The organism is Candidatus Chloroploca mongolica, assembly GCF_004762035.2.
In the GTDB taxonomy this organism is placed as follows: Bacteria; Chloroflexota; Chloroflexia; order Chloroflexales; family Chloroflexaceae; genus Chloroploca; species Chloroploca mongolica.
Genome location: NZ_SIJK02000009.1, coordinates 12,181 through 33,759, shown reverse-complemented (window position 1 = coordinate 33,759; position 21,579 = coordinate 12,181). Strand labels below are relative to the sequence as shown.

The following is a 21,579-nucleotide window of genomic DNA, read 5'->3' as shown; positions in this document are numbered from 1 at the left end:
TGGAGAAGATCAGCATCATGGCGGAGCTCTTTTACGACAAGCAGGCCGATCTCGAACGTCTGAAAAACAAGCCGATTGCCATTATTGGTTTCGGGAGCCAGGGTCACGCCCATGCCCGTAATTTGACCGATAGCGGGCTTGATGTACGGGTTGGCCTCTATCCTGGGTCAAAGAGTTGGAGCAAGGTGGAAGAAGTCGGCCTCAAGCCGATGAGTGTGGCAGATGCCGCCCGCGAAGCCCAGATGATTATGATACTCACCCCTGATATTGGGCAGGCCGACATTTATCGTGATCATATTGCCCCTTCTATGGAGCCAGGTAAGACGTTGATGTTTGCCCACGGTTTCAATGTCCGGTTTGGGCAGATTATCCCCCCGGCTGGCATTGATGTGAGCATGGTCGCCCCCAAAGCCCCCGGCCACCGCGTCCGCGAGGTCTATACGCAGGGCGGCGGCGTTCCGGCGCTCGTCGCGGTGCAGCAGGACGCAACCGGGGGTGCCATGGCCGATGCCCTCGCGTATGCCAAAGGCCTCGGCTGTACCCGCGCCGGTGTGCTGACGACGACCTTCGGCGAAGAGACCGAGACGGATCTCTTTGGTGAACAGGTCGTGCTCTGTGGTGGTGTCTCCTCACTCGTCAAGATGGCCTTCGAAACCCTGGTCGAGTCAGGCTATCAGCCCGAGGTAGCCTATTTCGAGTGTATGCACGAACTCAAGCTGATCGTCGATCTCTTCTATCAGGGTGGCCTCAACTATATGCGCTACTCGGTCTCAGATACCGCCGAGTGGGGCGACTATACCGCCGGGCCCAGGCTGATTACTGAAGAGACCCGCCAGGCGATGCGGCAAATCCTGGCCGATATCCAGTCGGGGGCCTTTGCCGAAGATTGGATTGATGAGAATGTTCAGGGCCGTCCGCGCTTCAATGCACGCCGCCAGGCCGATATTGAACATCCCATCGAACGCATTGGGCTGGAATTGCGCCGCATGATGCCGTTTGTCAATCCACGTGAAGTCAAACCCGGTACCGGCGGCGCGTAAGCGCGGGGAGCTAGCCTGGGAGCGCGGGCGTCCCGCCCGCTTCGGGAGCAACAGCGGGCGGGACGCCCGCGTACCCAGGAAAGCCAGAAAACTTACTTCCCAGACCAATAAGTAGTCTGTGAAATAAGCTTTCTGCTCTGCTGCCGAAGGGAGTGCCGGCTTCAGCCGGCTAAAGCCGGCACTCCAGCATACCAGGAAACCTTGTTCCCAGACCAATAAGTGTAGATCAAGCTAAAGAGAGGTGATATGGGAGACAGCCACGTACGAATCTTCGATACGACGCTGCGTGATGGCGAGCAGGCCCCCGGTTGTACGATGACGTTGGAGGAGAAACTAGAAGTAGCCCGCCAGCTTGCCCGGATGAAGGTGGATATTATCGAGGCTGGCTTTCCCGCCGCTTCGCCAGGCGACTGGGCAGCGGTTCACGAAATTGCCCGTGAAGTTGGTACGGCCGATGGCCCCGTGATTGCGGCCCTCGCCCGTGCGAATCGCGACGATATCGAGAAAGCCTGGACGGCCATCCAGCCCGCAGTCAAGAAACGTATCCATACGTTTATGTCTACCTCAGACATTCACCTCGAGCATCAATTCCGCAAGACCCGCGCCGAGTGTCTTGAGGTGATCCGCGACATGGTCACCTATGCCCGCTCGCTCTGTGAGGAGGTCGAGTTCTCGCCAATGGACGCCGGGCGAAGCGATCCGACCTTTTTACGTGAGGCCGTCACGGTCGCCGTCCAAGCTGGGGCCACGACCCTCAATATTCCTGATACCGTTGGCTATCTGACTCCCGATGAGTATGGCGCGATGATCCGCGATCTCCACGAGAACGTGCCCGGCATCGAGCACTGCATCCTCTCGACCCATTGCCACGATGACCTTGGTGTTGCCGTCGCCAATTCGCTCGCCGGGGTGCGCAACGGCGCTCGCCAGGTTGAGTGTACGATCAATGGGATCGGCGAACGGGCTGGCAATGCGTCACTCGAAGAGGTCGTGATGGCGATCCATACGCGTGGTCAATTTTATGAGGTGCATACCCAGATCAATACCCACGAGATCGCCCGCGCCTCGCGTCTCGTCTCAAGCTTTATTGGGGTGCCTGTGCCACCCAATAAGGCGATCGTTGGCGCAAATGCGTTTGCCCACGAGTCAGGCATTCATCAGGATGGCGTGCTGAAGAATCGGCTCACCTACGAGATTATGAGCGCCGAGACGGTCGGACTCGATGGCAATGAGCTGGTGCTTGGCAAGCACTCGGGACGCCATGCGTTCCGTAAGCATGTTGAGGCGATGGGCTATAAGCTCAGCACCGAGGAGTTTCAACAGGTCTTCACCCGCTTTAAGGATCTCTGTGACCGCAAGAAGCGCGTTGATGACCGTGATATCGAGGCACTGATTGCTGGCGAGATGCAGCATACGCCCGATATTTATACGCTCGACCATGTGCAGTATGGCTCGGGCAGCGGGATGATCCCAACCGCCACGGTGCGACTGATCGGCCCCAATGGTCAGGTGCGCGTTGACAGCGACCAAGGCACTGGCCCCGTTGATGCGATCTACAAAGCGATCAACCGCATTATTCAACGCCCCAATGAATTGATGGAATTCTCGATCAACGCGATCACTGAAGGCCTCGATGCAGTCGCTGAAGTGACGGTGCGCATCCGTGAACAGGGCCATGCCGGGCTGAATATGGCCGCTAGCACCAGTACCGCCGCCAGTCTCACCGGGCGCCGCGCTGCGCAGCAGATCTTTAGTGGCTATGGGGTGCATACCGATACCATCATGGCTGCGGCCTATGCGTATATGGCCGCCCTCAACAAGATGCTCGCTGCCCGCCAGGAACGCATCAAGGCCGAAGCTGTCGCGTACGCCGCTGGCTATAGCACCGACTCTGATGGCGGGCTGCCGGTCGATCTCTTTGGGGGATGATGCTGTTTCAGACCAATACGGCTAGTTTCGCTAGTCGTATTGGTCTGAAGAAGCGAAATAACCTATGAATTTGATTGCCTATCTTGGACCACCAGGCACCTTCTCGGAAGAAGCCGCGCTCGCGTATGCAGCCACCCGGCCTGAATTGGGCTTGCTGTCGCTGACCAGTATCCCCGCCGTCGTTACAGCGATTGAGACCGGGGCCGCCCTAGTCGGGGTGCTGCCTATCGAGAATCTGCTCGAAGGTAGTGTCACTTACACCCTCGATCTGTTGATCCATGAGACAAGTTTGCAGATCGTTGGCGAGATCGTTATTCCGATTCGCCAGTATCTAGTAGCGCGTCCGGGGATGAGTCTCGACGAGATCGAGGTACTCTATGCCCATCCCCAGAGTCTTGGGCAGTGTCGGCGTTTTGTCGAGCGCTGTTTGCCAGGGGTTGCGACAGTGGCGTCACTCTCGAATAGTGCCGCCCCCGCCGAGGCCGTTGCCGATGACCGCAAGGCTGCAGCCATCAGTACCCTGCGGGCCGCTGAGTTGACTGGGACGCACATCCTTGCCCGCGATATTGCCGATAACCTCGGCAATGTCACCCGCTTTATTGTCCTGGCGACCGCCGATGCGCCTCCAACCGGTGACGATAAGACGAGTTTCTGCTTTGGTTTTACGGAAGATCGTGCCGGAACATTGGTCGGTGCGCTGCTCGAGCTCGCCGAAGCAAACATCAATATGACCAAGCTCGAGTCACGTCCGTCCAAGGCTGTCCTTGGGCAGTATATCTTTCTGGTTGATGTCAATGGGCATCGCGAAGATCCGCACGTGAAACGAACCCTTGAACGCATCAGTGCCAAAACCGGTATGTTCAAGGTGTTTGGTAGTTACCCGCGCTGGAAGGCGTAAGCTCTACCCTGGCCCAACAGAGATTGGAGACAAGGCCATGCAGATCATGCTCTATGATACGACGCTTCGTGATGGTACGCAGCGCGAAGGCATGTCCCTTTCATGTGAAGATAAACTCAAAATCGCTCGCATTCTTGATGATCTTGGTATTCATTATATTGAAGGGGGCTGGCCTGGCTCGAATCCAAAGGATGCCGAGTTTTTTCAGCGGGTGAAAAGCCTCGGTCTGACCCATGCACGCGTGGCCGCTTTCGGTGCGACCCGGCACGCTGGCAATCGCTGCGAAGATGATGCGAATGTGCAGGCCCTCGTTGCAGCCGAGACACCGGTCGTGACATTGGTTGGCAAGAGTTCGATCCTCCACGTGGAACAGGTACTCGAGACGACCCGTGAAGAAAATCTGGCCATGATTGCTGATACGGTCGCCTATTTCAAGCAGCGCGACAAAGAAGTTGTCTACGATGCCGAACACTTTTTTGATGGCTACAAGCTTGATCCCGACTATACGTTGGCAACGCTTGCCGCCGCATTCCGCGCCGGGGCCAATTGCCTGGTGCTCTGCGATACCAATGGCGGGGCACTGCCCCACGAGGTCGCCGCGATCACGCGTGCGGTTCGCGCATCTTTCCATGCTCAGGGCTTGCCCGAGCCTGAACTCGGGATCCATACGCACAATGATGGTGCCCTGGCCGTTGCGAATGCGCTCGCTGCCGTGCAAGAAGGCGTACGCCAGGTGCAAGGCACAATCAACGGCTATGGCGAGCGTTGCGGCAATATGGATCTGATCCCTGTGATCGCGAATTTGCAACTGAAACTTGGGTATGCGTGCGTCAGCCGGGCGCAACTGCACAAACTCAGCGACGTTGCGCACAGTGTTGCCGCAATCGCCAACCTCAATCCCGATCCGCACGCAGCCTATGTGGGCCGCAGTGCCTTTGCCCACAAGGGCGGCATTCACGTCGCCGCGATCGAGAAGGTTGAGTCAAGCTATCAGCACATTGATCCCACCCTGGTCGGCAATACCAAGCGAGTGGTGGTGAGCGAACTCGCGGGTCGCGGCAATATCCGCGTACGCGCCGAGGAACTGGGCCTGACCCTGCAAGGCGTCGAAGGCAACGTGGTTCAGCGCATCAAAGAGCTTGAGCACCGCGGGTTTCAGTTTGAAGCCGCGGAAGGGAGCTTCGAAATGCTGATCCGGCGTAGCGCGGTTGATTATGCGCCTCCCTTTGACCTGCTCGACTTTACGGTCATTGTGGAAAAACGTGGCAACCACCAGATCACTTCGCAGGCGACGGTCAAGGTGCGCGTTGGTGATCAGGTGATGCACACCGCTGCCGAGGGCGACGGGCCAGTCAATGCGCTCGACGGAGCCATCCGCAAAGCGCTGTTGCCCCACTATCCTGAACTTGCCGAGGTGCGCCTGGTTGACTACAAAGTACGCATTATTGACGAGCATCGCGGCACGGCCGCAACACCCCGCGTGCTGATCGAGAGTGCCAGAGGCGACGAACGCTGGTCTACCATCGGGGCCTCGCACAATATCATTGAAGCAAGCTATCAGGCCCTGTGGGACAGTCTCGAATTGCCCCTGCTGCGCTCACGCGAGCGCCAGAACAGAGAGTCTTCATAAGTCACAGAACTTGTCCGTTTTCGACGCAGCGGTAACTACCTAGAAAGCAAATCAATGCCAAAGACCCTCTTTGACAATGTATGGGATGCCCATATTGTTCGCCCTGAGACACCAGACACACCAGCGGTGCTCTATATTGATCTCCACCTGATCCACGAGGTCACCTCGCCCCAGGCCTTTACCGAATTGCGCCAGCGCGGGTTGCGCGTGCGTCGGCCTGATCGCACCCTGGCAACAATGGATCACAGTACGCCAACAACGCCCCGCAATGCCCTGGGTATCATCCCGGTGATCGATCCCCAGGCGATTGCCCAGCTTGATCAATTGCGTAAAAATTGTGCCGACTTTGGCATTCCGCTCTTCGAGCTAGGCAGCGCCAATCAGGGCATTGTCCACGTGATTGGTCCCGAGCAGGGTCTGACCCAACCAGGCATGACGATTGTCTGTGGCGATAGCCACACCAGCACCCACGGCGCTTTTGGGGCGCTCGCGTTTGGCATCGGTACGTCAGAGGTAGGCCATGTGCTCGCCAGCCAGTGTCTGCTCCAGTCGCGGCCCAAAACCTGTGCCGTCCGGATTGAGGGTCGGTTGCACCCCGGTGTGACGGCCAAGGATATTATTCTCGCGCTGATTGCCAAATATGGGGTAGGCGGCGGAACCGGGCACGTCTTTGAGTATATGGGCGAAGCGATGCGCGCGCTTTCGATGGAAGAGCGAATGACCATCTGCAACATGAGCATCGAAGGCGGCGCACGCGCTGGCATGGTTGCCCCCGACGAGACAACCTTTGAGTATGTCGCCGGGCGCCCGTATGCGCCCAAAGGCGCTGATTTCGACGCCGCCGTGGCCCGCTGGCGCACCCTGCCCAGCGCCCCCGAGGCCATCTTTGACAAAGAGATGTTCCTCGATGCCTCGAGTCTTGCCCCGATGATCACCTATGGCACCAACCCCGGGATGGGCATCCCAATTGATGCACCGGTGCCGACCCCTGAACAGATGCCCGATCCCGGTAGCCGCCAGGAACTCGACGCGGCCTTGAATTATATGAAGCTTGAGCCTGGCAAGCCCCTGCTCGGCCACCCGATTGATGTGGTCTTCATTGGCTCGTGTACCAACTCGCGCATCAACGATTTGCGCCAGGTCGCCCACCATCTGCGCGGGCGCAAAGTTGCCGACGGGATCCGCGTGATGGTCGTGCCAGGCAGCCAGCAGGTCAAACGCCAAGCTGAAGAAGAGGGCCTCGACACGATCTTCAAAGCGGCAGGAGCCGAATGGCGCGAAGCCGGCTGCTCAGCATGTCTCGGCATGAATGCCGACCAGGTGCCTCCGGGCAAATACGCCGTCTCGACGAGCAACCGGAACTTTGTCGGGCGGCAAGGACCAGGCGCTCGCACCCTCCTTGCCAGCCCGCTCACCGCCGTCGCTTCAGCCCTGACCGGGGTTGTCACCGACCCACGCACCCTGCTTGACTAGTGACAAGGCCTGCCGCCCTAATGTTCGTGTACATAGGGCCTGCGGCCCCCAAACATCTCGCATGCTGGCGCAAACGGCCAGCTTCGCTGGCCGTTTGCGCCAGCATACACACGGGTTTGTAGGGCGTCAGCCCTAACGTTCATGCGCATGGGGCCTGTGGCCCCATGCGCAAAGAAAGCGAGACGACACCACATGGAACCGATCACAACCTTTGCCGGCAAGGCGGTTGCGTTGCCGCTTGATAATGTCGATACCGATCAGGTGATCCCAGCCAAATATCTGAAAGTAACCGACAAGAGTGGACTGGCCGAAGGGCTCTTTACGGTCTGGCGGTATCTGCCAGATGGCACGCCCAACCCCGATTTTGCCCTGAATCGCCCCGAGGCAGCCGGCGCAAGCGTGCTTGTCGCCGGGCGCAATTTTGGCTGTGGCAGTTCGCGCGAGCACGCACCGTGGGCGCTGGCCGGCTATGGCTTCAAGGCGATCATCTCGCCCTATTTTGCCGACATCTTTCGTGGCAATGCCTTGAAAATTGGCCTGTTGCCGGTAACAGTTGATGAAGAGACCTACCACGAACTCTTGAGTCACATCGAAGAAGACCCCGAAACCTCGGTGACCATTGACCTCGCGGCCCAGCAGGTCATCTTGCCGGGGGGGCGCGCAGTCGCCTTCCCCATCGACAACTTTGCCCGTCACTGCCTGCTCAACGGGATCGATCAACTCGGCTTCCTGATGCAACAGGACGAGGACGTACGCAGCTACGAAGCCGCGAGCCCGATCACCCTGAATACCCACCTCTAAACATGATGCTGGCGCAAGCCTCTGGCTGAGGGTTTGGGGGCCGTAGGCCCCCAAGAAGCTCGCGTGTGCTGGCGCAAGTGGTCAACTTCGCTGGCCACTTGCGCCAGCACACGCATGGGTTTTTAGGGCATCCGCCCTAACGCTCATCCACCTGAGCAGCAGGCCCCCACGAAGCACTACGCAGCAAAAACCCATTGCCAACATGTACACAATGTGTTATAAGGGAATCAAACCTTCTACGGAGTAGCATCCATGTACATGGAAGAATCGATCACGACCCCGGAGTCACCACAGCCCACGTCTACACCGCCTGCCTGGGGTTGGCGTAGTGTGGGCCTGGCTGCCCTGGTGAGTATCGGGGCTTTGATCATCTTGAGTTTGATGGTTCAGGTTCTTACCAGCGGGCTGGGCCTCGAGGTCGGAAGTGGCATTGTTTCGCCCGTCCTCTATCTGGTCATGGTGGGCTTTTATCTCAGCCTGATCGGAGGGGTCTACCTCTTTGCGGCACGCCACGCTGGCTGGCAAGCCCTCGGTGTCCGTTCGGCGCGCCGACGTGATTATCTGCTGGTCATTCCCCTCTACCTGGCAGCACTTTTCCTGCTTATTTTAATCAATAGTCTTATCGTTTTTTTGATCGGTGATTTTGAAAACCCTCAGATCGAAGCGATCAGTGGCGGACGAGCACTGACGAGTGCAGAGCTCGTCATGCTCTTGTTGCTTGTCGCAGGGCTGGTCCCTTTCGCCGAAGAACTCTTCTTTCGCGGGATGATCTACCCGTTGATGCGCTATCGTGCGTCTATCATCACTGCGATTGCGCTGAACGCCGCTGCCTTCACCGTTGTCCACGTCATTCCAGTCATCTTTCCAGCCCTGTTTGTCTTAGGTCTGTTGCTCGCCTATCTACGTGAACGCAGTGGCTCGATCTGGCCCAGTGTCCTCTTGCATATGATGCAAAACGGCCTGGCGATCCTGGCAATCAATGCAGCGCTGGCGGGCACATAAAGACAAGCCACGTTCACCTTGATCACGCCCTCGGAGGTGAACGGTCATGAGGAGTGTATGAAGATCTACAAAGCCCGCGCCCCGATGCGGATAGGCTTTTTTGGCGGAGGAACTGACGTAACCCCGTATGCTGAAGAGCATGGCGGCAAGGTCTTGAATTGTACGATCAACTTATATGTGCGCTGTATGCTCAACCCCAGCACACAACCAGGCCTTACCATTCGATCCCTTGATCTGCAAGAAGTGAGTCGTATGGTAAGCGGGCGCGTCTGGGATGGGAAACTGGCGCTGCCGCAGGCCGTGCTCGACGCGATGCCCCATTTGCAACCATCCCTTGAAGCAACCCAACCGGGCTACAAGATTACGATGTTCAGCGATGCACCGCCGGGCAGTGGGCTGGGATCATCGTCGGCCCTCGTTGTGAGCATGCTCAAACTGCTCTACAATGTTGCCAACGAGAGCTTTGATGCCCACGAACTCGCTGAACTCGCTTATCGCATCGAACGGGTTGACCTGGGCATCCCTGGGGGGCGTCAGGATCAGTATGCGGCCGTTTTTGGCGGCATGTGTGTCTACCACTTTGGCAAAGGCCGCGTGATTGTTGAACCAGTGGTTACAGACCCGACCGCCCTGCTCGAACTCGAGAGTTGCCTTATTATCGGCTATATCGGTGATCGTCAACTCCTCCGTCATCATCTGATGGAAGACCAGGTGCAACGCCTCGTCAGTGGCGATACGCTGCGTTACCACGACGAGACCAAAGCGTTTGTCGACGAAGCCACCAGGCTGCTCCGCGAGTTGCGCATTGCCGATTTTGGCCGCTTGCTACACGATGCCTGGGAAGTCAAAAAAGCCTTCTCACCCCACATCGCCCCGCCCATCGTTGACGAGGTCTATGCGCTGGCTCGACGCCATGGTGCCTGGGGAGGCAAAATTACTGGGGCTGGCGGGGGCGGCTTTATGGTCTTTGCCTGCCCCTTTGATCGCCGACTCGAACTCGAACGCGTTCTGAGAGAAGCGGGGGTCCAGATGCGCCCCTTCTCCTTTGTAACCCACGGGGTACAGGCCTGGACGGTGCAAGAGCATGTGTAGCAAGCGCCGGTCTGAATCTATGCTACAATGGGCTAGATCCTATCACATGGAGGCTCTGGGCAAGTTATGAGTGACGTACCAATCGAAACCGCCACAGCGGAAACCGATCTCTACGGGTTGAGTGCCGTACGCGAATTATTGGGCATGATTGACAAGAGCGACGTCACCGAGATTCTTATCGAACGTGGCGAAATCAAACTGCATATCAAACGTGGCACGGTCATTACGACAGCACAGCCAATGACGATGGCACCAATGATTCAGCCGTCCTATATGCCTGGACCGATCCCAACGATGCCAATGCCATCGGCATTTACGCCAGAAGAGCCGCCGCCCACCGAAATGCCCGCCGGGCACACGATCACGGCTCCGATGGTTGGCACGTTCTATGCGTCCCCTTCACCCAAAGATGCGCCCTTCGTCCAGGAAGGCGATGAGTTGCGGGCCGGCGATCCCATCGGGATCATTGAAGCGATGAAGATGATGAATGAGATCGAAAGCGATACTGCCGGACGCGTTGCCCGCATTCTGGTCAAGAATGGGCAACCTGTCGAATATGGGCAGGCGCTGATGATCATCGAGCCACTGTAACGTCATTGCAGGGAACAATGCATCAGGCGCTTTCAGTCTCGGCGGTGACGACATATCTCCGCGAGTTGTTAGAGTCACATCCGCTCCTGGGCGATCTCTGGGTGCAGGGTGAGGTCGCCGAATTCAAGCGCCATGCAGCCTCAGGCCATTGTTATTTTAGCCTCAAAGACGAGGGTGGCCTGGTGCGCGCTGTAATGTGGCGAAGCAATGCCGTGCGCCTGAGTCAGTTGCCCCGCATGGGCGACCTTGTCCTGGCGCACGGCTATCTTTCGCTCTATGCGCCCCGTGGCGAGCTACAACTCTATGCCGATACCCTGCTGCCCGCCGGGGTCGGCTTGCTCTATGCTCGCTTCGAAGCCCTGCGCGCCCGCCTCGAGGCCGAAGGGCTCTTTGCCATTGAACGCAAACGGCCCCTGCCAAGGTTGCCACGACGGATCGGGTTGGTAACCGCACCCGGTGGCGCTGCGCTGCAGGATATGCTCACCATCCTCGCTCGCCGTTGCCCCCTCAGCGAGGTGCTGGTGGCACCATGTCTTGTCCAGGGTGAACGTGCCCCCGCAAGCATTGTTGCCGCCCTCACCACCGTCTATGCAGCCGGGGTCGATCTCGTCATTCTCGCTCGCGGCGGTGGCTCGCTCGAGGATCTCTGGGCGTTTAATGATGAGGCGGTTGCGCGCGCAGTCTTTGCAAGTCCGGTGCCGCTGATCACCGGGGTTGGGCACGAGACCGATACAACAATGGTTGATTATGTGGCCGACCTGCGGGCACCCACCCCCTCGGCGGCCGCTGAACTGGCGGTTCCTGAACACGACGATCTTTCGGCCCTGGTATGGCAAAGCCGGATGCGCCTCGATCAGAGTGTTGACGCCCTGCTCAATCGCACACAGGCTGACCTGGCAAACGCACGTTCGACGATTGACCGCCATACGCCCCTCCGTCGCCTGGCCCGTGATCGCCAGCAGGTTGATGACCTGGGACGCCACCTTGACCGGGCAGTTGACCGCACAACCGCTATGCGCCAACTTGCCCTGCAAGGCCTGGTGGCCCGCCTTGCCACGCTGAGTCCACAGGCTACCCTGCAACGGGGCTATGCCGTGGTACGCCACGCAACGACAGGGCACGTGCTCGGTTCGGTCATAGGCGTTCCGTCTGGGACACCACTGCAGATTGACCTCCGTGATGGCACGCTCGCAGCAGTCACTGTCCCCTTAGCAGAAGAGGAGTCCGAATGAGCAACATATCTGATGTCGAGACGTACGAAATGCTCTATGGGCAACTACAAGCGGTCGTAAACCGTCTTGAACAGGGCGATCTACCGCTCGCCGAAGCCTTGATGCTCTATGAACAGGGGACGCGCCTCGCTGCCGCTTGCCAGAAACTCCTCGATCACGCCGAAATGCGTGTACAGGAACTCCGTAGCGACGAAGTCTATCCTGATCTTGACCTAGAGGCATAAGGCCAGATCCGGAGTAGAAGCACATGCAGGTGGGCGAAAGTTATCATCGTTATAGTCGTCTGACGACATCAGCCCTTAGTTGGTTCTCAGCCGGTCTCATTGTGATGAGTCTCGGCTGGCTTGGGCTTACAATCCTGCAAGGGGTGTGGATCTTGAACGGGATCACGCCCGAGATGCTGCGCGCATGGCCGCTGCTGGGGTTCACTGGGTTATGGTCTGTTCAAGTGACCAGCGTGACAGACTTTTTTCCTGCGCTGCTGCCGCCACTCGTCGCCAGTGCCATCGTCCTGTTTGTCGCTTTGCTCGTGCGCAATGCGTTTCCGGCTATCCGCACCAGCAGTGTTGGCATGCTGGTGGAGTTTGCCGGAACATGGTTGCCCCTGAAATGGGAAGATCTGCGGGTGCTCAGAGTTACACCCTATGCCCAGGGAACGAAGTTTCTCGTCCTCGTTGAGGTCTTTCCCCGCCGCTTAACACCATGGCACCGCATCTATAGCGCGATCTACGGCTATGGATCTCAGCGTGGTTTTTATATCGCGTCGGGCATTGATCGTTTTGACCCCTTGCTCAAGACCATTCTGAGCCAGAGTGAGCGTACAGCTCGCGCCATCGAAGGGGCAAAGGTAATCCAGACCCGCGAGTACGATCATTCGATCTTTTTTCGGTTGTTACTACATCCTCGTTCCTTCTGGCAAGATGAGCATGGTCTGAAGACCAACCCGGCTCCTACAACCAACGGGCCTGTCGCCGCATGGTATGCGGAACGAGTGCGTATCATCGTCGGGGGCGTAATTCTCCTCTTCAGTGCGGCCTTGCTCTTTACCTATATCGATGCCTGGGTTCGCTTCCTCGCCCTCACTATCCCCGAGATACGTCAGGTTATCCCCTTCCAGTGGCTTCAGGACAACGCACGCTATGCGGCACTCTTTGCAGCCTATCCCGACCAGGGGGTTCCGTTCACCGGCCTGGTCGAATTCCCCGATCTGCCGACACCAGGATGGCTGCTAATTGCTGCTCATCTACGCCTGGTCGTGGGAGTTCCCTTGCTAATCTGGCTGCGTAGTCTTGTGCCAACCGTCGAGTCACGCAGTGAAGGTCTCGCCGTCCGCCTTGCGCTAGGCCGACGCTGGCGTGTCATCCCCTGGACAGACGTGAGCGCGGTGAAGGCGACCGAGTTGTCTGAAGAGAGCCAGATTGTCCTGTTGCAAGCACGAGGACTGCCCCAGACTAGCCGGCTGACAAGCCTGCTCTACGACGGAACGCGATCTCCGGGGATCGTGATCCAATCCACGATGATCTATTTTCAGCCTCTCCTGGAACACGCTTTGCGTCGCATCACACGCCTTCAAGAGCTAGATCGTCCTCCTATCTTGCAACAAGAGGCCCATTCGCTCCTCTTCTGGCTCGCACTGCAACGCGAGACCATCCTGGAAAAACTGGTGGTTGAGGTACGCGATGATCCAGCTACCCTACAACTTGATCGACGCTCGTTGGCGAGTGGCCTTCAGCCAATGCTGATGGTTGCCCTGCTGCCGGTCGTGCTGATCCTAAGCTATAGTCTCTTGCAGGATGCCCCGCCCCACTGGTTTTTGCTCGGCGCAATGGCAGGGTTCTGGATTGCCGGGGTGCTAGAGTGGCCGCTGATCAGTTTTGTATCTATGCTGATCGATCAACGGACAGGAGGGGGAGAGGAGGGAAGCCGGGCCTTTGTGCTCTACCCTGTTACCCAACTCCCCCGCCTCTTACCTCTGCTGGTAGGTGTTATCGCCCTGACCAGTGGCTTGCCGCTTGTCGCTGTGCTCGCATGGCTTGCCGCGATCGTCTGGTCCTATTTTTTGACGTCAGTGCTCTTTGAGCAACTTTATGCCTGGCGGGGAACCGAGGTTATCCTCGGTGGGTTGCTGCCCGTCGTCTGGCAATTACTGATGATGGTCGGCTATCTGGTGATCATGCGGTAATGGCAATAGCGTTTGATGCGCATGCTATATAATGAGAAGGCTCGTTTGTACAAGGAGGTAGGAAATGCATCTGCAACGAATTGAGGTCAGCACAGTTGATGCACCAAAGGCGATAGGCCCCTATTCACAGGGGATGATCGCAGGGAACATGGTTTTTGTGTCAGGACAATTGCCCATTAATCCCATCACCGGGGAAATGGTTGAGGGGGATATTGGGGCCATGACTCGGCAGATCTTTGACAATCTATCGGCCATACTGCATGCCGCCGGCACAAGCCTTGAGCGTGCGGTCAAAGTCACCGTTTTTCTGGCTGATATGAACGACTTCCAGGCGATGAATGAAGCGTATGCCGAATTCTTTCCGATCAATCCACCGGCTCGCTCGACTATTCAGGTTGCCCGTCTCCCACGTGATGCACGCGTCGAAATCGAACTTATTGCCGCGATTTAGGCCCCGGTCACGTATCTTTCTGGCTCACTGTGCGGTACAACGAGTAACGCTTGCAACGACCCACAGTGAGCTTTGTTATGCACCTTTCCCAACGATCCATTGTTCAGGCTACCCTGCTGATAGTCGGGTTGCTCGGTGTGCTTGCCGCTATTGCCTGGCAGCAGCGCCCTGACGGGTATCTGCACATTTCCTTGCTGACCGTAACCGGCGATGCAGCCTTGCTTCGCACCCCAGCGGGGCGTTTTGTCCTCATTGATGGCGGAAGCGAGGGCGATCAACTCTTGCTCTTGCTGGGGCGCTTGATGCCCTTCTGGCAACGCGATCTGCAGGCCGTCATTCTGACCGGAACCGATTCCAAGCGTGTGCCTGGTCAGGTTGCCGCCTTGAGCCACTATGCCATTGGCTATGCCCTCGCCCCACCAGGGCTTGAGCGTACGGGATATGCTGGTGAGTGGCAAAGGCTGCTTGGTGCCCAGGCAACGCCGGTGGCAAAGCTGCGGCCAGGCCAGCGCTTTGCACTTGACGGCGTTGTCTTTGTCGTGATCGACGTGCAAGAAGGCAAAGAAGGTGGGGTTGTTCTGCTTGTAACCTATGGGACGACCCGCGTGCTCTTTCATACTGGCGGACGTGATGGCGATCAAGCCGCATTACGTGCCGCCAAAGATCCCGTTGATCTTTTGATCTATCCGTGGGCACGCGAATTGCAGACCAGTGCTGTACAGCAACTACGACCACGGGCGATCGCCTTTAGCAGTGCCTATAGCACCGAACACTCGGTCTTGTTGAGCTATGCCGAACGCCGACGCTTCAGCCCCCAGGTGCAGCACCCACGGGCCGACGGACGCATCGAGTGGATGAGTGATGGCCGCACGGCACGCATTGTGCTCCACCCTGATTGATTTACTATGAGTTTGCTCTGGCTCACTATTGCCCTGGTTGGCATTCTTGCATTGGCTGGACTAGCCGTCCTGCTCTGGCGTCGCTGGTATCGTGACGATCCCGAGAATGCGGTTCGCCGGGTCTTCAAGAATGGTGCCGTTACCTTTGGTTTACGCCTTGGGGTACGCGCACTTGATATGATCGTGCTCTTTCTCCTGGCTGGCAGTTTGAATGTGGCCCGTTTTGGCGACTATACCTTTGCCGCACTGCTGGTGAGTCAATACCTTGCCATTCTGACCGAATTTGGCTTGGGTGTACTCTTGACCCGCGAAGTCGCCCGCGATCCCGGGGCAGCCAGACGACTCTTTGGTGTAACGCTCGCCCTGCGGCTCTTGTTGATCGGGTTCATCGCCGTGCCCATCGGGATCATGGTCGTGGGCAGCTTTGCCTTGCTGGGGCAGCCCCTCTCGAGCGAAGGCACGGCGGTCATTTTCGTTTTAATGCTGACCCTTGTTCCGGGGGCCTATTCCGGGGCCGTGACCGCACTCTACCATGCGAACGAACGCATGGAAGTCCCGGCCTTGATGGAATTAATCACGGCGGCGTTGAGCTTTCTGGGGCGCATTGCCGTCATTGTGCTTGGTCTGGGCATTCTGGGGCTCGCGTGGAGTGCGGTGATCGTGTCGAGCATCACAGCAGGTTGCTTTTTCGTCCTCCAGCGGCGTGACTTCTTCCGCCCCGAACTCACCTGGAATCGCCAGGCCATGTGGGCGACACTCGGGCCAGCCCTGCCCTTGATGCTCAACAACTTGCTGGGGGCCGTCTTCTTTCGTTTTGACGTTTTCATCGTGCGTGCCTTCAGTGGCGGGCAAGCCGAAGCGCTGGTCGGGCAATACAACCTGACCTACACGATTATGGGCATTGCCATGATCCTGCCGCCCGCCATCACCTTCGCCGTCTTTCCGCTGCTATCGCGGCGTTCAGGCGATGATCGTGCCGGGTTTGCCTCGGCGATGCGCCGCACCTTGCAACTCCTGTTGATCCTGGCCTTTCCCTTGGCCATGGGGATCACCCTGCTCGCCTATGATCTCGTACGCTTCTTTACCCGCTCTCAATTTGGTGACTACCAGTATGCAGTGATCGCCCTCGCGATTCTCGCCTGGTTTCTCCCGCTCTCCTTTGCGAATGGACTGTTGCAATACGCGCTGATTGCCCTCGACCGCCAGACGGCCATTACCCGTGCCTTTATCATTGGGGCCATCTTCAATCTAGGGGCCAACATGGTCGCGATCCCCGTTGCCACCATCTGGTTCGGCCAGCCTGCCTGGGCCCTCTATGCCGCAGCCGGCATCACCATTCTTTCGGAAGTGGTGCTCTATCTTATCTTCAAACCCCTGCTCACCAGCGAAGGATGCCCGCCCGAGATCCTACGGTTCAGCTGGCGGCCCGGGCTGGCCTGCATTATCATGGGGCTTGGCATGGCAGGCCTGCAATGGCTGATTGGTGATTGGCCGGGCAGCATCGTGGCCGCCCTGAGCGCCCCCGTCGTCTATGGCATAGCCCTCTGGGCCGTAGGGGGCATCGGGGCCGAAGAACGGGCCCTCGTGTTACGCATCCTCGGTAAAGTATGATACTATGAAGGACAAGCTACGCTTGCTCTATAATAGGCATACAACAAGGTGGAAACCCTCTGGCTTGGGTACAATGGACTCGTGTTGCCCTTCCACGAGATCGTTGCAGTGCTGCACTATCAGCCTGCACTTGATGGGCGGATTCGACAGACATATGGACAAGTGCCGCAGGGCGTGATGGCCGTCGTCGTGACCCATCATGGGGGCTACCTGCCCGCACGCTGGCCCGCTGAACAACTGCGTCGGCGGTGGGCCACATGGCGTAGTTCAACGGTCAAGAGATAAGATTAGTCTGCTTATGATCAGTTATGAGATCGCAGCCTCGGCAATTACCACAGCCTCACCCGAACAGATCTTTGCGGTGCTTGATGATTTTGGGCACTGGCCTGCCTGGATGCCCTCGTTTGAGAATGTACGCGTCGACCTACCGGAAGGGGACACGCCAGGGCCGGGCTATCGCTTTCGGTTGAGTGGACGGGTGGTGCATGCAGATATGCAGGTGGTTGAATTTACCCCGCTGATCCGGGCAACCCGTTTTCGGATCAGCTTTCCGCCTTTGACCGGGTTCAACCGCTGTCGCATTGTGCCACTTGAGGATGGACAGTCGCGGATCGAACGCGTCGACTCGATTGATTTGCACGGGTTGATTGCAAGTCTCCTCGATACGACGCAGCGCCGACGCTTTGAACGGCTCGCCGATGAGTTCCTGGAGGCGCTCAAACATCGGGTTGAAGGAACGCCCCATGTCAAGCCCTGAGGAACCACTGGTTAGCCTGGCCGCACTGCTCGAGCGGGCCGGCTTGCGCACACCCGCCCTGCTGATCCTTGAGATGTTTGGCCCGATTGATGTGCTGAGTAGTAACCTGGTACGCTTTGGGATGCCTTTTGTACGCGGGACAAGGATCGAGCCAGTTGCAACAGCGCTCGGTGAACCAAATGGGTGGGGAGAACTGCGCCAACTGCTTGCCCGTGATGATTGACAAAGGCTTTGCGCTGGGTTACACTCATAGCGACGAAACCCTTTTGCATTGTAAAGAATTGCCAGGGAACGTCTGGCTGGAGTAGACCAATGGCCCTTGCCCCTGAAGCAATCTTGTTGCTGGTCGCCCTGCTGGTGGTCGTGGCAATGACCTGGCTCCATCACGCACGGGCAGTGAATGGCCAAATCCCGCCGCGGCGTCCGCTGCCAGCCCTTGATCCGGTACACACTGCCCTCGGGCGTGGTGCCGAGACGGGCCGTGCCGTGCATCTTTCGCCAGGGGCAAGTGTGCTCGGGGCAGCCGATGGTAGTCGCGCTCGTACCGCCGAGTTGCTCGCCGGATTGCTGGTGGTTCAGCGCATTAGCAGTGAGGCCGCCCTCAAAGGTGCTCCTATCTTGGTGACGTCGGGTGATGTGATTGCCCATAGTGCCCTGCGTGGTAGTGTGCGCCAGGCTTATCAGATGGCCGGACAAGCCCGCGCCTATGACGCGTCGTCTGTGCAACTGCTTGCGCATAATGACAAGTTTGCCTATGCAACCGGTGTCGCAACAGTCTATGCCCGTGAGCCGCTTGAGCTCAGTGTCCTCGTCGGTGGCTTTCAACAAGAGTTTTTGCTAGCCGGTGAAGAGGGGGCACAACGCCATCTGCCCCAAGTGATCGGGACAACCGGTGCCTCGGCGCTGCCCCTCATGCTGCTGACAACGCCTTCTACGTTGATTGGAGAAGAGATTTTTGCGGCTGAAGCCTATCTGGATACCGAAGGTCCCGCCCAGGCACGTCTGCTGACCCAGGATGGTCTGCGTACCGTGACTATCGTGGTGTTGATCGGTGGGTTGCTCTATAGCTTGCTCCAACCCGTACTGAATTTGCCTCCGCTACCATCACCCTAAAGCAGATACTATGTCATTGCTGCGCGATGTGAAACGCCTGTTTGCTGTCATGCTCGCCGGAGTCTGTGGGGTGATTGTCCTCATGGATTTTGCCGGGGGTGAGGGCGCACTTGCAGCCCTGGCAACGCTGCTCGTTGGATGGGCAGCCGTGCTTACCGCAGTTGCGCTGCTGTTGGGAATCGTGAGTGTGGCCGGACACCACGTGGGGCGGGTGCGCCAGCAACACAACGATTGGCGCTATAGCCTGGTGCTGCTCGTAGGGATGCTGGTAATGCTGGTGGCTGGCATCTTCTTTCCACTACCAGGACGCGGGGGCCTGGTGCTTCCCGCAAATCTGGCTGAAGTGCCTATTCGGACGGTCTTTCGTGTGGTCTATGAGCCAGTTGCGAGTAGTCTCCTGGCTTTGCTCACCTTTTTTAGCCTGAGTGCCGCCCTGCGGTCTGTGCAACAGCGTCGCGGCGAGGCTATCGTGATGATTGTGGTGGCCGCCCTCGCGCTGCTGGCCCAACTGCCCGTGCTCGCAGCGATCCCAACGATTGGCGGTACCCTTCAATGGCTGAATGATGTTGTGGCCGTGGCTGGTGCCCGAGGCCTGGTCATCGGTGCCGCTCTTGGTGCATTGGTAGCCGGGGTGCGCGTGCTGCTCGGCTTTGATACACCGTATCTCGATCGCTGACATGGAACATTTGCCCCCATGGCTTCGTAATGTGTCGCTTCCCGCGAACCCCGCCGCTGAGGTGGAGCTACCTCCACCCCCGCTTCCCCCTGCCAAAGAGTCGGCAGTAGACCAGATGCCAACATGGTTACGTGAGCTCAAGGCAGAAGTGGCCGAGGATGAGACGACTCGTACAGCAATGCCAGAAGCTGATGCATGGCTGTCTGACTTCACTGATCCTCAGGCCGCGCAACCAACCCTGAGCGCTGATGTCCCCGCTGATCAGAATCCCTTTGATGACCAGACCCAGGCCCAGAAATCTGGTGTAAAGTTACCCTCAGGTGCAACCGACTGGCTCGTAAGCATGGGTCAGGATCTGGCTGAACCTGATGAGACGACCGCTGAGTCGCCAGCCGATGAAGATGCGCTCGCCAATGAGGGCATTCCTGATTGGTTGCGTGATTTGACCGAAGAGGAGGTCGCCCGGGCGATCGCGTCCGAAGTCAGTGACCCGTCACTTGAACCGACGTACTTCGGATCGGAAGAACCATCGCTTGATGTGTTTCCTCCTCCATCCGAGCCACCAGTAGCCCGCGCGGCGCCGCGCAAGCCACTGCCTGACTGGTTGCTCCCACCAGAACCTGAGCCGGATCCTCGCCCCGAACGCAAGGCAGGTAATGAGGCAGCTAATCTTGCGGCAAGTGCTGAAATTCCAGCATGGCTCCGCGATATTGCCGAGGAGAGTCCCTCTACGCCAGCAGCACCTGTTGATGATGTTCCCGGGTGGCTGCAAGAGGCCGATGCAGGGAATCTGCCCGATTCCTCGGCTGAACTCTTTGAACAGACTGGGGCTGATGATGTCCCCGACTGGCTCCGGGACGATGCCCCCTCCGAGCCTCCTGCCACACCTAAGGCCGAAGTCGGCGACCTCCCCGACTGGCTTATCTCCGAGCCAGGGCAAGAGAGCGCAACTGACCCTGATGTGCCAACCTGGTTGCGTGGTGATGAGACGGGCCAGGGAGCCGTTGAGTCTTCGACAGAAGTGGATGTGCCAACCTGGCTCCGTGGTGATGAGGCGAAAGCACCAGCAGCGGGTGATCGTGCAACCGATATTGCTGTCCCCGACTGGCTCAGGGACGATCAGCAGGCATCCGACGATGAGCCCGACGCTGATGCCGAGGTTATGCCCGAGTGGCTGCAAGATCTGGAGCGTACGCCTCCGGCATCTTCCCTCGATCCTGGTGATGTGCCTACCTGGCTCCGTGAAGCCGAGGCCCGGGCTGAGTCTGATGAGGCCGACGTCGAGAACCTGCCAGACGCTGATGCCCAGGCGACAGTCTCTGATGTGCCTACCTGGCTCCGCGAGGCACATAAACCAGTGGCCGAACCCTCTGACACTGATTGGGAAGCCGGTTCGGTCGCTGAGGGTGAACAGCCAGGAGAAGCTTCGGCATGGCTCGGTGATGCATCGGCTGATTCAGGCCAACCTGAGGCCATCCAGCCTCCCGAAGATGTTGAAGCCTGGCTGCGTGATGAAGATGTTCCCCCGGTCGAGGCCCCTGCATGGCTGAGTAAGGCTGAAACATCATCGGCTGACGATCAGGTTCCTGAGTGGCTGCGTGAAGATCTGGCTGAAGCCACCCGCGCAGACTCGGCGCAGGCTGATGATGTGCTCGCATGGCTGCAAGATGAGACGGCGACCCCCGCATCAGCAACACCTGACTGGCTCAGCGAACCAGACGATGCTTCCGAAGAGATTCCAGCGTGGCTCAGGCAAGATGCACCAGCCGCCGAGGTGAAGCCGCCCACGGATGCGGATATTCCGACCTGGCTCCGTGAGGCGATCGCTCCAGTTGAAGCAAGCCTCAGGGAAGAGGCGCTTCAGGCGAGTGAGGAGGCGGCTGCGACTGATGTCGAGATGCCTTCCTGGCTCCGTGAAGCCGCTTCAGCCGATGATGACTCTGATGGGAAAGATACGGCAGGTTGGCAGCAAGAGGCTGACGCGCCCCCGCCCGATGCGCCCCCGCCCGGCAGCATGCCCGCCTGGTTAGAAGACGTAGACGCGGCCTCCGCTGATCCCTTCGCCCCCGCCGCGCAACACGAGGCCGAACCCGCTGCGCCCCCGCCCAGCGGCATGCCCGCCTGGTTGGAAGACGTGGACGCGGCCCCCGCTGATCCCTTCGCCCCCGCCGCGCAACACGAGGCCGAACCCGCTGCGCCCCC

The 21,579-nt window shown here is 58.5% G+C and carries 21 protein-coding genes; all 21 read left to right on the top strand.

All coding sequences use genetic code 11. The features are described from left to right. The first annotated feature begins 17 nt into the window (after positions 1-17). Positions 18-1,040: a ketol-acid reductoisomerase gene (gene ilvC / locus EYB53_RS06975; RefSeq protein ID WP_135477489.1), complete on the top strand. Its 1,023-nt coding sequence runs from the start codon at positions 18-20 to the stop codon at positions 1,038-1,040. A gap of 246 nt (positions 1,041-1,286) precedes the next feature. Further along, a complete protein-coding gene (locus tag EYB53_RS06970; RefSeq protein ID WP_135477488.1) occupies positions 1,287-2,969 on the top strand; it encodes a 2-isopropylmalate synthase in 1,683 nt (560 codons plus the stop codon). A 64-nt stretch (positions 2,970-3,033) separates the two neighbouring features. Beyond that, a complete protein-coding gene (gene pheA, locus EYB53_RS06965) occupies positions 3,034-3,867 on the top strand; it encodes a prephenate dehydratase (protein ID WP_135477487.1) in 834 nt (277 codons plus the stop codon). Positions 3,868-3,904: 37 nt separating this feature from the next. Continuing rightward, positions 3,905-5,497 (top strand): citramalate synthase, encoded by a 1,593-nt coding sequence (cimA, locus tag EYB53_RS06960; RefSeq protein ID WP_135477486.1) that lies wholly within the window; start codon positions 3,905-3,907, stop codon positions 5,495-5,497. A gap of 54 nt (positions 5,498-5,551) precedes the next feature. Beyond that, positions 5,552-6,970 (top strand): 3-isopropylmalate dehydratase large subunit, encoded by a 1,419-nt coding sequence (gene leuC / locus EYB53_RS06955; RefSeq protein ID WP_135477485.1) that lies wholly within the window; start codon positions 5,552-5,554, stop codon positions 6,968-6,970. A gap of 192 nt (positions 6,971-7,162) precedes the next feature. Further along, on the top strand, positions 7,163-7,771 hold the full coding sequence (gene leuD / locus EYB53_RS06950; RefSeq protein WP_135477484.1) for a 3-isopropylmalate dehydratase small subunit: 609 nt from the start codon (positions 7,163-7,165) through the stop codon (positions 7,769-7,771). Positions 7,772-8,023: 252 nt separating this feature from the next. Continuing rightward, positions 8,024-8,773: a CPBP family intramembrane glutamic endopeptidase gene (locus EYB53_RS06945; RefSeq protein ID WP_135477483.1), complete on the top strand. Its 750-nt coding sequence runs from the start codon at positions 8,024-8,026 to the stop codon at positions 8,771-8,773. 57 nt (positions 8,774-8,830) lie between these two features. Next, entirely contained in the window at positions 8,831-9,865 is a 1,035-nt protein-coding gene (locus EYB53_RS06940; RefSeq protein WP_135477482.1) for a GHMP family kinase ATP-binding protein, read from the top strand. A gap of 66 nt (positions 9,866-9,931) precedes the next feature. Then, positions 9,932-10,456, top strand: coding sequence for an acetyl-CoA carboxylase biotin carboxyl carrier protein (gene accB, locus EYB53_RS06935; protein ID WP_135477481.1), 525 nt, complete (start codon positions 9,932-9,934; stop codon positions 10,454-10,456). Between the two features lie 17 nt (positions 10,457-10,473). Beyond that, on the top strand, positions 10,474-11,688 hold the full coding sequence (xseA, locus tag EYB53_RS06930) for an exodeoxyribonuclease VII large subunit (protein ID WP_135477480.1): 1,215 nt from the start codon (positions 10,474-10,476) through the stop codon (positions 11,686-11,688). Next, a complete protein-coding gene (gene xseB / locus EYB53_RS06925; protein ID WP_135477479.1) occupies positions 11,685-11,912 on the top strand; it encodes an exodeoxyribonuclease VII small subunit in 228 nt (75 codons plus the stop codon). Before xseA ends, xseB begins: the two co-directional genes overlap by 4 nt. Before the next feature lie 23 nt (positions 11,913-11,935). Then, positions 11,936-13,870, top strand: coding sequence for a hypothetical protein (locus EYB53_RS06920; RefSeq protein WP_135477478.1), 1,935 nt, complete (start codon positions 11,936-11,938; stop codon positions 13,868-13,870). Between the two features lie 64 nt (positions 13,871-13,934). After that, entirely contained in the window at positions 13,935-14,321 is a 387-nt protein-coding gene (locus tag EYB53_RS06915; protein ID WP_205712601.1) for a RidA family protein, read from the top strand. 77 nt (positions 14,322-14,398) lie between these two features. Next, positions 14,399-15,220 (top strand): ComEC/Rec2 family competence protein, encoded by an 822-nt coding sequence (locus EYB53_RS06910; protein WP_135477477.1) that lies wholly within the window; start codon positions 14,399-14,401, stop codon positions 15,218-15,220. A gap of 6 nt (positions 15,221-15,226) precedes the next feature. Beyond that, positions 15,227-16,831 carry an oligosaccharide flippase family protein gene (locus EYB53_RS06905; RefSeq protein ID WP_135477476.1) on the top strand — a complete coding sequence of 535 codons (1,605 nt, stop codon included), beginning with the start codon at positions 15,227-15,229 and terminating at the stop codon, positions 16,829-16,831. A gap of 48 nt (positions 16,832-16,879) precedes the next feature. Then, positions 16,880-17,116: a hypothetical protein gene (locus EYB53_RS06900; protein WP_097650674.1), complete on the top strand. Its 237-nt coding sequence runs from the start codon at positions 16,880-16,882 to the stop codon at positions 17,114-17,116. 13 nt (positions 17,117-17,129) lie between these two features. Further along, positions 17,130-17,588 carry an SRPBCC family protein gene (locus EYB53_RS06895; RefSeq protein WP_135477475.1) on the top strand — a complete coding sequence of 153 codons (459 nt, stop codon included), beginning with the start codon at positions 17,130-17,132 and terminating at the stop codon, positions 17,586-17,588. Further along, positions 17,575-17,811, top strand: coding sequence for a hypothetical protein (locus tag EYB53_RS06890; RefSeq protein WP_135477474.1), 237 nt, complete (start codon positions 17,575-17,577; stop codon positions 17,809-17,811). Before EYB53_RS06895 ends, EYB53_RS06890 begins: the two co-directional genes overlap by 14 nt. 89 nt (positions 17,812-17,900) lie before the next feature. Further along, positions 17,901-18,701 (top strand): DUF6754 domain-containing protein, encoded by an 801-nt coding sequence (locus tag EYB53_RS06885; protein ID WP_135477473.1) that lies wholly within the window; start codon positions 17,901-17,903, stop codon positions 18,699-18,701. A 10-nt stretch (positions 18,702-18,711) separates the two neighbouring features. After that, positions 18,712-19,377 (top strand): hypothetical protein, encoded by a 666-nt coding sequence (locus tag EYB53_RS06880; RefSeq protein WP_135477472.1) that lies wholly within the window; start codon positions 18,712-18,714, stop codon positions 19,375-19,377. 115 nt (positions 19,378-19,492) lie between these two features. Next, the coding region (locus EYB53_RS06875) for a serine/threonine-protein kinase (protein WP_503827057.1) at positions 19,493-21,579 on the top strand (2,087 nt) is incomplete at its 3' end.